The following is a 14,429-nucleotide window of genomic DNA, read 5'->3' on the forward strand; positions in this document are numbered from 1 at the left end:
TCACTCCCCCGCCGCCGCCCCCGGCAGGGTCAGCTTCCACGGGCGCGGCGGCTGCGGGCGGGCGGCGAGCCAGTCGCCGAGCCATGCCCCCGCCGCCCCCGGCAGCGCCTCGTCGAAGCGCTCGAGCGGTGCGGCGCCGAAGGCGATCCGCGGTGCGGCCGTCGCGGCGAGCCGGTCGACGGCGGCCGCCGCGGGGTCGGCGGTCGGGGGTGACGGCCACCCGTCGGCGTCGAGCGCCTGCCAGCGCAGCGTGATGCGCAGCGCCATCGTGCCGGGCGTGCCGACGCGGAAGTCGAGCAGCAGCCGCCCGGCGGCGTGGGTCACGCCGCTGCGGATGAGGTCGAGGCGCAGCCGCCCGGCGCCGGTGGCCTCGTGCGGGCGCCAGCGCACGCCGTCGTCCGCGGGGTTGCGCACGTCGAGCAGCGTCAGCGCCGGCGCGGGGTAGTCGACGATCAGCGCGAGCGGCTGCGCGGGGTCGAGGGCGCCGAGGTCGAGCGGCAGCGTCAGGGTGTCGCCGGCGCTGACCGGCACCCGCGCCGGTGCCGCGAGCGGGGCCGCGGCGTCGACGACGATCACGTGCGCCGGTGCGGCGCTGGCGGTGAGCACAGCTGGCGTCGGGCGCAGCGGAATCGGCGGGATCTCGGGGCGGTCGACGCCGGACTGTTCCTGGTTGACGCGCGCGGCGTCGATGCTGGTGAGCACGCCGTTGCCGTCGATGTCGGCGACGATCAGCGGGTCGAGCGCGCCCCAGGCGGCGAAGCCGGTGTCCAGGCGCAGCGCCATGCGCTGGATCAGCGTGACGTCGTCCTTGTCGTAGGCCTCGCTGGCGTTGGTGTCGCCGAGGTAGCCGACCACGTGCAGCGCGGCGTCGCCGACGAAGGCGGTGTCCTGGCCGTTGACGTTGACCGCGCCGATCTCGATCGCGTGCAGGCGCTTGTACTCGGCGCCGAACGGGACCTGCGCGACCAGGCTGACGAGTTCGACGCTGCCGGCGGCGAAGGGCGTGGGGCTGTCGACGGTGACGCGGGTGCGCCCGGGCTCGCTCGTGTCGAGGCTCAGGACGGCGCCAGGGGGCAGGCCGGTGCCGGCGTGCACGTCGGTGATCGCGAGCAGCGCGGCGTCGTGGCGGATCTCGAAGCTCACGCGGTGCACGTCGCCGGCGCTGACCAGCGTCACCGGCAGGCCGCCGAAGCGCGCCGCCGGGACGTCGACCGCCTGGCCGGGGCCGCGCATGAAGTCGGGCAGCGTCAGGCGCAGCGGCGGCGGCGGGGCGACCGTGAAGTCGATGTGGTAGTCGTCGCCGGCGATGCCGTCGGCATTGCCGTCGAGCGCGCCGCCGGCGCCGGTGAAGGCCGTCGGCCCGCTCTTCAGCGTGACGCTGAAGCGGTCACCGGGCAGCAGCGCGCTGCCGGTCTTGACGAAGCGCAGGCCGCGCCCGTCGGCGTCGATGAGCAGCGTGCCGGCGACCGGCCCGCTGGCCGCGCCCTGCACGCTCACGTCGGCGGGCCCGCCAGCGCCGTCGCGCAGCTCGATGACACCGGCATCGAAGGCCTGGTTGAAGCGCACCGCGAAGCCGCTGGCGTCGGGCGTGAAGCCCGTCACCTGCAGCGGCGGCGCCGGCGGCGGCTGCACGTCGAGCGTGAGCGCCGGTGCCGTCCAGGTGCCGTCCTCGTCGACCGCCTGGGCCTGGATCAGCACCCCCGCCTGCGGGCCGGCATAGACGTGGCTGAGCGTCGGGGTGTCGCCGAGCACGACGGTCTGCGTGCCGTCGCCCCAGTCGACCTGCCACAGCCCGACCGTATCGGCGCCGGGGTCGCTGTGCGCGAGCGCCAGCGTGTAGGGCTCGCCGCTGCGCGCGACGGCCGGGCCGGTGATGGCGAGCGTCGGGGCGACGTTGGCGACGTGCGCGACGAAGCTCTGCGTCGCGCGGGCGCCGCCGGCGTCGCTGACCTCGACCGTGAACGCCACGTCGGCGTCGCCGTCGGCGGCGCGCCAGCCAAGCTGCCCGCTGGCGTCGAGCGTCGCGCCGTCCGGCGCATCGAGCAGCGTGAAGCTCAGCGCATCGCCGTCGGCGTCGGCGGCGGCGAGCGTCAGCGCGAACACCTCGCCTTCGTGCAGCGCGACGTCGGCGAGCGGCGCGAGCGTCGGGGTGTCGTTGACCGGCGTCAGCGTCAGCGTGAAGGACTGCGGCGCCGAGGTGTCGACGCCGCCGTCGGCGCTGCCGCCGTCGTCGTGCAGCGCGAGCGTGATCAGCGCGCTGCCGTGGGCGTCGGGCGCCGGCGTGAAGCGCAGCGTGCCGTCGGCGTCGACGCTCGGCGCCACCGCGAACAGCGCCGGGTCGCCGACCGCGGTGACGACGAAGCCGAGCGCCTGGCCGCCCTCGTCGGCCGGGCCCGCGCTGATCGCGCCCGCCCAGCCCGGCAGCGTCACCGCACCGGCGTCCTCGGCGACCGTCACGTCGCCCCCCGCCACGAAAGCGGGCGCGTCGTTGACCGGCGTCACCGTCAGCGACACCGTCGCGACGTTGCTGTCGAGCGTGCCGTTGCCGACCCGGTAGGTGAACGCGTCGGCGCCGTTGAAGTCCTGCTCCGGCGTGAAGGTGAGGCTGCCGTCGGGGCCGAGCACCAGCGTGCCGTGCTGCGGCGCATCGACGAGCGTCACCGTCAGCGGCCGGCCGGCCGGGTCGCTGTCGTTGCCGCGCACGTCGAAGGTGACGCTGCCGTCCTCGGCCAGCGTGACCTGGTCGTCCTGCGCCTGCGGCGGCGGCTCGTCGTCGGCGAGCGTGAAGTGCACGTCGTCGATCACGACGCGGCTGCCGCGCGCGCCGAAGCCGACCAGGTCGAAGTACAGCACCGCCGCCTGGCCGGCGGGCAGCGCGCTGACGTCGATCGACACCCGCCGCGTGCCGTCGGCCTGCGCCAGCGCGCTGACGCCGGCGGCGTGGTAGACGGTGCCGTCGGCCTGCAGGTTGAAGAGCGCGTCGGTACCGGGCAGTTCGAGGCCGCCGGCGAGCGAGGCGTGGGTCTGCGCGTCGAGCAGCGCGACCTCGAAGGCATCCTGCGGGCCGCTGCCGGGAGCATCGAACGCGGCGCCGACCAGCGTGAAGCGCAACTGGCGCGCCCCGGCCGGAATCGCCAGCGACTGCGTGAAGCGCGACGCCAGCGTCGAGTCCTCGTCGAGCACGCCCTGCCCGTCGTGCACGCCGGCGGCACCCGCGGTGGTCCAGCCGTAGCCGCCGGCCGCCGGGTCCGCGACGTCGAAGCCGCCGTTGCGCACGCCCGGCGCCGCGAGCGCGGTCGGGCCGATCGCCACCGCCGCGGGCGCGCCGGCCGCGGCAGCGGTGCGTGCGGCGAGGATGATCTGCGCGGCGATCACCGACGGCAGCCGCCGCTCCCCCACGCCGAGCCGGTCGGCCATCAGGTCGTCGGCGTGCGCACCGGCGAGGTGGTTGCCGTCGGCGTCGAGCGCGGCGTGCACGCCCGGCGCCGCGAAGCTCAGCGTGCCGTCGGCCGCGAGCGCCAGGTGGCGGTCGTAGCCGTCGTAGCCGTGCACGAAGCCGAGGGTGTGCCCGACCTCGTGCGCGATCACGCTGAAGAGGTCGTAGCGGCCCGCGGCCGGGCCGTCCGCAGCGGCGAATTCGGACGCGTCGAGCGGGGTCGCGTCGACGAACCAGCCGTGGCCGTCTCCGTTCCAGTCGAGCACGATGCGCCCTTCGGACGGGCGGCCGTCGGCGTCGAGCTGGGTGATCGTGGCCGCGCCGAGCTCGCCGTCGGGCAGGTCGGCCAGCGCGAAGCGCAGGTGCGGCACCTGCCCGCCCGCACCGCCACCGAGCTGCGCGCCCCACAGTTGCAGCGCCTGCTCGCCGAGCGCGAGCGCCGCGCTCCAGGAAGTCGCGAGGCTCGCCGCCGCGACGGCGGGTGCGGCGCCGGTGGCCGTCGGCAGCGCGAGCAGGGGCGTGCCGGGCCGGTTCGGCACGCTGCGCACGTCGACCAGGTTGCCCGCCTGATCGCGCACCGTGCGCGTGTAGCTCTGCGGGATGCCGCCGCTGAACGGGCCGGTGGCGCCCGAGGGGGGCGGCTCGAACGCCACGTCGATGCGCACCCGCACCCCACCGGTCGCGGCCCGCTGCTCCGCCTGCGCGTTGGTCCAGACCTCGAGCTGCCGCCACTGCCCCTGGTTGAGCCCGGTCGAGCCGCGGCCGACCATCGGGCTGACGTTGGACATCACGTCGAGGTCGCGCACCGCCTCGTGATAGGTCCCCGCCAGCTCGCGCGGCGCCAGGTGGCCGCGTTCGTAGACCGTGTTGGTGTACGCCGACGAGGGGATCTGCTGCGTGCGCGGAATCGTGCCCTCCAGCCGGAAGCCGGTGCGCTCCGGCAGCGCCAGCCCCTCGGCGCCGCTCAGGTTGAACTCGACCCAGCTCGGCTGCATCCGCACCGGGTCGAAGCCGAAGCGCATGCCGAAGGCCGTCTCGGCGCTGTTGTACTCGTGGAACTGCATCCCCGCGCGACCGTAGGTGCCGAGGTCAGCCGCCTGCAGGATCGCCGGGTCCACCCGCGTCGCGTCGACCAGGCCGACCTCGGGCATCACGCCTCGCCACGCCTGGCCCGCGCCCACGTCGAGCTGGAGCGCCGCACCGGCCGCGGCGTCGGCCTCCGACAGCGGGCCGACGCCCTGGAAGCTCACGAACCAGCTGCACTCGTCGGCGTTGTGCACCAGCACCGCGCCGTCGGTGTCGTCGAGCGGCGAGACGAAGTAGCTGTGGTAGCCCTCGACCTCGATGTTGCACACCGCGGTCGGCTCGACCGTCACCGCCTCGCTCGCGTCCACGCGCGCGCGGCTGCCGCGCACGCACAGCAGCTCGTCGCCGGCCACGATGGCGCCCGCCCGGGTCCAGCCACGGCCGACGACCCAGAACGGGTGCTCGTCGGTGGTGCGCAACGCCTGCCCCGCCAGTTGCAGCACGCGCAGGCTGCGCGTCGAGCGGCGGAACACGTGCACGACGCGGGCGAAGCCGCGCGCATCGCCGTCCGGGTCGGCGGCGAGCACCTGGTCGCCGGGTTCGAGCGCCTCGATCGGCCGCGTCGTGAGCGCCCCGCCCGCGCCCGCCACGACGACGCGCGTGCCCTCGACGAAGCACACGCCGACCGGCGGCGACTTCGGCACGTGGCCGCCGACGAGTTCGATGCACTCGGGCCCGTTGTTCAGCAGCCCCGGGCCGAGCACGTCGCCGGCCTTCGCCGAGGTCGCGCCGAGTTCCGCGCCGGCCTCGCGCAGCGCCGGCGCGACCTTGCGGTAGGTGGTGCCGCCGTGGATCGTGTCGCGCGTGCCGGAGAGCTCGTACAGCGCGCCCCGGCTCTGCGCGGTGTCGCCGAGCAGCGTGGTCTCGAACTCGCCGATGTAGCTCGCGCCGCGCTGGCGCACCACGTTCGGGCCGGGCACCTCGACGTCGACCCGGAGCAGGTAGGGCTTCTTGCCCTCGCCCTTGTTGAAGCGCACCGCCCATTCCTCGGCGGTCTTGCGGTCGGCGGTGAAGGAGATGCCCTGGGTGTCGGGGCCGGAGCCCTCGACGTGGTAGGCGGCGTACTTCTCCTCGTTCGACGCCCCCTTCAGCCAGGCGCGGTCGCCGCTCTGCCGCTCGGCCCATTCGATCGCCTCGCGCCGCCACTGCGCCTGCTGTTCGGCGGAGAAGCCGTTGCGCGTGGCGTTGCTGAGGATCGGCCGGCCTTCGGCGAGGTCGGCCGCCATCACCGCGGCCTGCTCGTCGGTGAGGTACACGCCGCGCCACAGCGTGATGTCCTTCTTCGCCGCGCTCGCGGCGGTCGCCACCTTCTCCAGGCGCGCGGCCTCGATCAGGCGCTCGGCACGCGCCGCGCGCGCGGCGACCTCGGCCGCCGTCAGTGCCTGCGAGGCGACCTCGACCGCGGCGGCCTCGGCCTTCAGCACGCGCCCGACCGACATCGCGGCGCCGACGCCGCTGCGCACGAGGCGCGCGGCCTCGGTGGTGATCTCGGCGACCACGCGCACGCCGGCGCGCGCGATGCCCGCGCCGCCTTCGACCACCTGCGCGGCGGTGCCGACCGCGAAGCCGATCTTGGCCGCGGCGCCGAAATCGTCGCCGCGCAGCACGCGCCGCTCGACGTCGTTCCACCACTCGCCGGCCGCCTGCTTGGCGACGCCGGGTAGCGACTTCACCGCCGCCGGCAGCTTGGCGACCGCACCGGCCGCATCGCTGACCAGCCCCCAGATCACCTTGGCGGTGTCGCCGCAGGCGGCCTGGTAGCGCTGCTGGACGTTCTCGTAGGCGTCGTAGGCGAGGTCGCCGAGGCCGCCGGTGGCCAGGTGCGCGATGCCCTTGGCGAGTTCGGCCAGCGGCACGACGACCGAGCCGGCAACGCCGATCAGCCCGCCGGCGGCCTGCTGCGCCAGCAGCAGCGGGTTGGTCAGGTCGCGCGCCAGCCCTTCCCACGGCCCGGCCTGCGAACCCGACGGGATCAGCGCGCGGCCCGGGATCACGTAGTCCATCGCCTTGTCGACCCAGGCCGTCGCGGTCTCGTGGCCGCTCGGGTCGACGCGGTCGAGCGGGCGGTTGGCGACGTAGCGGTACAGGTTGGCGTCGCCCGCGGCGAAGCCGATCGGGTCGACCGACACGAACTGGCGCAGGTTCGGGTCGTACCAGCGCGCGCGGTAGTCGAGCAGGCCGGTCAGCGTGTCGAGCTCGCGCCCGGTGTAGCCGAAGCGCGGCGCGGCGGCGGCGTCGCTGTGCCCGGTGACGACGCCGAAGCTGTCGTAGCGCAGGTGGTCGCGCACGACGCCGTCGGCGTCCGCCACGTCGCGCACCGTGTGCTGCAGGTCGGTGAGGCTCCAGCGCAGTTCGCCGCCGCGCTGCTCGGCGAGCACGGCGTCCATGCCGTCGCCGTGCAGGAAGGTCTCGCGCAACTGCTGCGCGCCGTCGAACAGCATCGCGACGTCGTCGCGGTCGTGCACGTAGAGGAGCCGGCTCGCCGCCTGCGCGCCGTCGCCATCGGCATCGGTGGTCGTCGCGACCTTCCAGTCGAAGGCGTCGTAGCGCAGCGTCTGCCACGCGGTGACGTGGCCGCCGGCGTCGCGCTGCACGACGCCGACCAGGCGGTTGCGGTGGTCCCAGGTGTATTCGGTGACCGCGCCGGTCGCGATCTCGGTGCGGCGGATGCGGTTGCCTTCGGCGTCGTAGGCGTAGCGGTAGCTGCCATCCTCGGTGATGCGGTTGCCGGTGCCGACCGTGGTGCCCGCGCCGCTCGGGTTGCCGCTGGCGTCGTAGCTGAACGACTGGTCGGCCTGGTACGAGAAGTCCGCGGCGATGAGCTGGTCGCGGTCGTCGTAACCGAAGCGCGCGCTGCCGTCGGTCGAGTCGACGCCGACCAGGCGGCTCGCGGCATCCCACAGGTAGTGGTAGCTCGCGAGCGCCGTGCCGGCCGCATTGCTGTGGGTGATCGCGGTGAGCCGGCCGGCGGCGTCCCAGGCGGTCGTGGTCGAGAGGTCGGCGCCGCTGCCGGTGGCGTCGTAGCGGCGCGTGGCGACGTTGTGCCCGGCCGCGTCGTAGTCGAACTCGACGCGCTTGCGCAGCGCCTGGCCGCCGGACTGCTCGATCGCGATCACGCGGTTCAGCGCGTCGACCGTGTAGCGCGTGCGCCAGTCGGCGTTGCCGGCGATCGTCGTCGCCACCTCGCGCAGGTTGCCGGCGGCGTCGTAGGCGTAGTCGAGCACGACCGGCACGAGCCCGGGCGACCCGGCGTTGTCGATGCGGGTCATGCGGCCGAGCGCGTCGTAGCCGAGCGCGTAGCGCGCATCGGGGTCGCGCACCGTCAGCAGCCGGCCCATGCCGTCGAAGCTGCGCTCGATCACGCGCGCGACGCTGCCGTCGGCGTTGCGCCAGGTCTCCGCGGTGTTGCGGTCGAGCGCGTCGAACGTGAACTCGGTGACGCGCCCGAGCGCATCGACCGTCCGCACCCGGTTCCCGACCGCGTCGTAGGCGTAGCTGCGCACCGCGCCGAGCGGGTCGGTCTGCGCGACCAGGCGCGACAGGCGGTCGTAGGTCGACCGTGTCGCGTTGCCCGAGGCGTCGGTCAACGCGGTCACGTTGCCGAGCGCGTCGTAGGCGTAGGCGGTGTCGTTGCCCGCGGCGTCGGTTTCGCGCACGACGCGGTTCAGTGCGTCGTAGTGCCGTGCGCTCGTGTGCCCGAGCGGGTCGGTGACGGCCGTCAGGTTGCCGAGTGCGTCGTAGCCGAACGTGGTCAGCAGCGGCTGCGCCGGGCCGCCGGCACCGTCCGGGTCGGGCTGCTCGACGCCGATGCGCCGGTCCAGGCCGTCGAACACGTAGCGCGTGCGCTGGCTCAACGGGTCGATCGTCGCGATCACGTTGCCGACCGCGTCGTACACCGTCTCGCTGAGCTGGCCGAGCGCGTCGGTGCTGCGCACGCGGCGGTTCAGCGCGTCGTAGGCGTAAGCGGTGACATGGCCGAGCGGGTCGGTGATCGCGACCAGGTTGTCGGCCGCGTCGAACGCGTAGCGCGTCACCGGCGCCGCCAGCGGGCCGCCGCCGTCCGGGTCCGGTGCGGTCACGCCGACGCGCCGGTCGAGCGCGTCGTAGGCGTAAGCGGTGACGTGGCCGAGCACGTCGGTCGACGCAAGCAGGTTGCCGGCCGCGTCGTAGGCCATGGCCGCGGTCTGCCCGAGTGCGTCGGTGATCGTGATGCGACGGTTCAGCGCATCGTAGCCGTAGGCGGTGCTGCGGCCGAGCGCATCGGTGCTGCCGACCAGGTTGCCGACCGCGTCGTAGCGGTAGTGGTCGACCGGCGCGGCCTGCGCACCGCCGTCGTCCGGATCGGGCCGCGTGACGCGGATGCGTCGGTCGAGGGCGTCGTAGGCGTAGTGCGTCGTCGCGCCCGAAGCGTCGGTGCTCGACGCCACGTTGCCCGCCGTGTCGTAGGTGAGCGTCACCACCTGGCCGAGCGCATCGGTGCTGCTGGTGCGCCGGTTCAGCGCGTCGTAGCCGTAAGCGGTGACGTGGCCGAGCGCGTCGGTGCTCGCGATCAGGTTGTCGGCGGCGTCGTAGGCGTAGGCGGTCTGCGGGGCGGTCGCGGCGCCGCTGCCGTCGGGGTCGGGCGCGCTCACCAGCACCCGGCGGTTCAACGCGTCGTAGGCATAGGTGCTCGTGCGCCCGAGCGCATCGGTGGAGGCGATCACGTTGCCCACGGCATCGAGCGTGAGCCGGGTGACGCCGCCCAGTGCATCGGTGACCGTCGTGCGCCGGTTCAGCGCGTCGTAGCCGTAGCGCGTGACCCTGCCGAGCGGGTCGGTCTGCGCGACCAGGTTGCCCTGGGCGTCGTAGGCGTAGCGCGTCACCGGCGCCGCCTGCGCACCGCCGCCGTCGGGGTCGGGCCGCGCCAGCGTGATGCGGCGGTTCAGCGCGTCGTAGGCGTAGGTGGTCGTGCGCCCGAGCGCATCGGTGCTCGCGCTCAGGTTGCCTTCGGCGTCGTAGGCGTAGCTGCTGTCCTGCCCCAGCGCGTCGGTGCGCCGCACCAGGCGGTTCAGCACGTCGTAGCTCAGCGTGGTCACGCGGCCGAGCGCATCGGTCATGCCGGTGCGGTTGCCGGCGGCGTCGTAGGCGTAGGTGGTCTGCGGCGCGGTCCCGGCACCGCTGCCGTCGGGGTCGGGCTGCGTGACGCCCACCCGGCGGTTCAGGGCGTCGTAGCTCAGCGTGGTCACGCGGCCCGCGGTGTCGGTCGTCGACACCACGTTGCCGTTGGCGTCGTAACCGGTGCGCCGGGTCCGGCCGAGCGCGTCGGTCTCGCTCACCGCGCGGTCGAGCGCGTCGTACGCGGTTTCGGTGCGGTGGCCGAGCGCGTCGGTGCGCGCGACGAGGTTGCCCCCGGCGTCGTACTCGAAGGTGAGCACCGGCGCCGCGCCGCCGCCGCTGCCGTCGGGATCGGGCAGCGTGGTGCGCACCAGGCGGTTCAGCGCGTCGTACTCGCGCGTGGTCACGCGGCCGAGCGGGTCGGTCGTCGCGATCTCGTTGCCGGCGGCGTCGTAGGTCGCGCCGCTGCTGTGGCCGAGCGCGTCGATGGTCTCGATGCGGCGGTCGAGCTTGTCGTAGCCGAACTGCGTGACCTTGCCGAGCGCGTCGGTGGTGCGCACCAGGTTGTCGCTGGCGTCGTAGCGCATCCGCGTGACCGGTGCGGCCTGCGCGCCGCCGCCGTCGGGGTCGGCGTCGATGCGGGTCACCAGCCGGTTCAGCGCGTCGTACTCGAAGCGGGTCGCGTGGCCCAGGCGATCGGTGCGGGCGAGCAGGTTGCCGACCGCGTCGTAGGCGAGCGTCGTCGTCGCGCCGGCGGCGTCGGTGGTCGCGATCAGCCGGTGCAGCAGGTCGTAGGCGTAGGTCGTCGCGTGGCCGAGCGCATCGGTCACGCGCGTGCGGTTGTCGGCGGCATCGTAGCCGTAGGTGATCACCGGCGCGGCCTGCGCACCGCCACCGTCCAGGTCGGGCAGCTCGGCGCGCACCCGGCGGTCGAGCGCGTCGTAGCCGTAGCGCGTCGCATTGCCGCGCGCATCGATCGTCTCGATGACGTTGCCGACCGCGTCGTAGCCGGTGCGCGTGACCTGGTCCAGCGCATCGGTGCGGGTGATCTGCCGACCGAGCCCGTCGTAGGCGTAGCGCGTCGTGTGGCCGCGCGGGTCGGTCTCGGCGATCAGGCGGCCGCGGGCGTCGTAGGCGTAGTGCGTCACCGGCGCACCGCCGGCACCGCCCGGGTCGGGCGCGGTCATCGACGTGCGCCGGTCGAGCGCGTCGTAGTGGTAGCGCGTCACGTGGCCGCGCGGGTCGGTGCGCGCCAGCAGGTTGCCGACCGCGTCGTAACTCGCGCCGCTGATGCCGCCTTCGGCGTCCTCGGTCTCGATGACGCGGTCGAGCGCGTCGTAGCGGTAGAGCTGCGTGTTGCCGCGGCCGTTGGTGCTGCCGGTCAGGTTGCCGGCCAGGTCGTAGCTGAAGCGCTCGACCGGCGCGGCATCGGGGCCGGTGCCGTCGGGGTCGGGGTGCGTGATCGAGGTGCGGCGGTCGAGCAGGTCGTAGCCGTAGTGCGTCACGCGGCCGAGCGCGTCGGTCGTCGTCAGCACCTTGCCGACGGCGTCGTAGGTGGTGCCGGCTTTCTGGCCGAGCGCATCGGTGGTCTCGACCAGCCGGCCGAGGGCGTCGTAGCGCAGCGTCGTCAGCGCGCCGAGCCCGTCGGTCATGCGGGTGCGGCGGCCCGCCGCGTCGTAGCCGTAGCGCAGCACCGGCGCCGCGAGCGGGCCGCCGTCGTCCGGGTCCGGCCGTTCGACCTCGATCAGCCGGTTCTGCGCATCGAAGCCGTTGCGCGTCACGCGGCCGAGCTCGTCGGTCGAGCTGACGAGGTTGCCGACGGCATCGAAGCGGCGGTACGCGGTGTGGCCGAGCGCGTCGGTGATCGACACGACGCGGTTCAGTTCGTCGTAGCCGAACACGGTTTCGAAGCCGAGCGCATCGCGCGTGCGCACGCGGTTGCCGACCGCATCGTACGCGTAACGGGTGACCGGCGCGGCCGCACCGGCCTCCGGCACCGGCTCGGTCACCGTCACCAGGCGGTTCAGCGCGTCGTAGGCGTACCCGGTGCGCCGCCCCAGCGCATCGATCGTCGCCGTCAGGTTGCCGGCCGCGTCGTACTCGCGCTGGCTCACGCCGAGCAGCGCGTCGGTGGTCGTTTCGAGGCGGTTCAGCTTGTCGTAGGTGTACGCGGTGACGCGGCCGAGCGCATCGGTCGTCGACGCCAGGTTACCGACCGCGTCGTAGCTGCGTCCGGTCTTCGTCGTCAGCGCGCCGGCCTGCTGCGGGTCGGTGCGCTGCGTTTCGACCAGCCGGTTCAGCCTGTCGTACCGGTACTCGGTGCGCCGGCCGAGGAAGTCGACCGCCGCGACCACGTTGCCGGCCCGGTCGTACTCGGTGCTCGCGGTGTCGCCCAGCGCATCGATCTCCGCGACGAGCTGGTTGAGCGCATCGTAGTGGTACTCGGTCGCGTGGCCGGTGGGGTCGATCGTGCGCACGCGGTTGCCGGCGGCGTCGTACTCCATGCGCGTGACCGACGGCCCGGCCGCGCCGCCGCTGCCATCCGGGTCGGGCAGCGTGACCGACACCAGCCGGTTCAGGGCATCGAACACCGCCTCGGTGCGCCGGCCCAGCGCGTCGATCGTCGCGGTACGGTTGCCGACCGCGTCGTACTCGCTGCGCGTCGTCCGGTCGAGCGCATCGGTGATCGCGACGATGCGGTTGCGCAGGTCGTAGGCATAGGTGGTCACGCGGCCGAGCGCATCGGTCTCGCGGATCACGCGGCCGACGCCGTCGTACTCGGTCTTCCACAACTTGCCGAGCGCATCGGTCACCGAGGTGCGGCGGTTCAGCGCGTCGTAGCCGTAGTGCGTCGTGCGCCCGAGCTCGTCGGTGGTCTCGACCAGGTTGTTCGCGGCGTCGTAGACGTTGACGAACACCTTGCCGTCGGCGTCGGTGCGCTCGACCAAGCGTTCGCGCGCGTCGTACGCGTAGTGGGTCGCGTTGCCGCGCGCGTCGATCACGGTTTCGGCGTGCTCGCCGCCGCCGTAGCGGTACTCGGTGATGCCGCCCAGTGCGTCGGTCTGGAAGCGCACGCGGTTGCGCTCATCGTAGGCATAGGTGATGCGCCGGCCGAGCGCATCCTGCTGCCAGTCGAGCTGATCCTTGAGGTTGTAGCGGTAGGTCGTGACCCCGCCGTCGGCCGCGGTGCGCGTCAGCAGCCGGTTGCGCGCGTCGTAGCTCATCGACGTGGTGTGGCCGTTGGCGTCGGTCGCGCTGGTCTGGTTGCCGGCCGCGTCGTAGCTCCAGCGCAGCTCCGGCCTGACCGTGGCACCGCTCGCCTGCACCGCCGGCTGGATCGTGCGCAGCAGCCGGTTCATCGCGTCGTACACGTACGTGGTCGTGCGCCCGGCCTCGTCGGTCGCGGTCCTGATGTTGCCGGCCGCGTCGTAGCTGTAGCTGCGCGTCGTCGCATCAGGGTTGCGCACGCGTTCGAGCCGCCCGCGCGCATCGTAGAAGTACGCGGTCTGGTGGCCGGCCGGGTCGGTCGCGGTGCTGACCAGGCCCTGCGGCGTGTAGGTGTAGTGCCACTCGCTGCCGTCGGCGTGGCGGATCAGCGTGACGTTGCCCCTGGCGTCGATGCGGTAGGTGGTGGTGCGGCCGAGTTCGTCGGTGACGCTGGTCACCTGGTCGAACACCGGATCGTAGGTGGTGACGATCGCCGCGCCGCTTGCCGACGCCTCGTCGCTGACGCGGATGCGGTTGCCGCGCTCGTCGTAGGCCGAGTGCACGACGTGGCCTTCGGCGTCGGTGAACTCAGTGACCTGCCCGGCGTCGTTGCGTACGAAGCGGTCGAGCGGCCCGAGCGCATCGCGCTCTTCGAGCACGAAGCCGCGCGCGTCGAGGGTGACGTGGCGCACGTTGCCGTTGGGCGCCGTGAAGCTCGCGGCGAGGTCCTCGAGCCGCCCGACGGTGACGAAGGCCGGCTGGTCCTTGCTCGCGGTCGTCGTCGGGTCCTGCAGCGCGAGCGTCTGCCACGGCGCGATCTCGACCACGGTGTTGTCGGGCCGCACCGCCTCGAGCGCCCGGCCGTGGAAGCCGTAGCGGGTCGTCTCGCGGCCGCCGAGCTTGTTGACCTCGGCCGTCATGTGGCCGCGCGCGTCGTACTCGAAGCGGCGCACCGAGCCGTCGGGGTCGGTGATGCGCACCAGGTCGTTGCCGCTGTATGCGAGCTGCGTGCGCCGCCCGGCGGGGTCGATGATCTCGGTGACGTGATCGCCCGAGTAGACGAACGAGGTCGTGAGCCCGACCGGGTCGGTGATCGACAGCAGCCGGCCTTCGGGGTCGTAGCCGTAGCGGGTCTGGTTGCCGTAGCGGTCGGTCACCGCGACCAGCTTGCCGGGCACGACCTTGCCGGTCGGGCTGACGTGCGGCTGGCTGTACTCGTAGACCGTGCCGTCGTTCAGCGTGCGGCGGTAGTTGCCGCTCGTGGTGCGCACGAACGTCGAGTCGTCGCCCTTGAGCGTGTCGAACACCTCGGTGACGCCGGGCGCGCAGCTCGACGCGGCGTACGGTGGCAGTTCGCGGCGGTTGAACTGCTGGCTCTGGCCGTTGCCGTCGTTGATCGTCACCGAACCGTCGAGGCTGAGGTTCAGGTCCTGCTGCCCCTGGATGCCCCAGCCGCGGCCGAACGGCCCGTCGCTGTTGTTGACGACGAGCTTGGTGCCGGTCGACTCGCGGTCCTTGCCGGCGAAGCTGGCCTTGATCGTGTACGTGTAATAGCCCGTCGGCAGGTTGCCCAGGTCGGTCTGCACCGCGACGCTGAAGTCATCGG

General features: G+C 73.6%; 1 protein-coding gene (running past one end of the window). It reads right to left on the reverse strand.

Annotated elements, in window-relative coordinates; all coding sequences use genetic code 11:
• Nucleotides 1–14,429 carry the 3' end of a CARDB domain-containing protein gene (locus EV699_RS12075; RefSeq protein WP_165904118.1) on the reverse strand. The gene runs 27,259 nt beyond the window's last position, so the window shows 14,429 of its 41,688 coding nt (coding positions 27,260–41,688); its start codon lies beyond the right edge, outside the window; it ends in the stop codon at nucleotides 1–3.

This window comes from Plasticicumulans lactativorans (assembly GCF_004341245.1).
GTDB classification, from domain to species: Bacteria; Pseudomonadota; Gammaproteobacteria; order Competibacterales; family Competibacteraceae; genus Plasticicumulans_A; species Plasticicumulans_A lactativorans.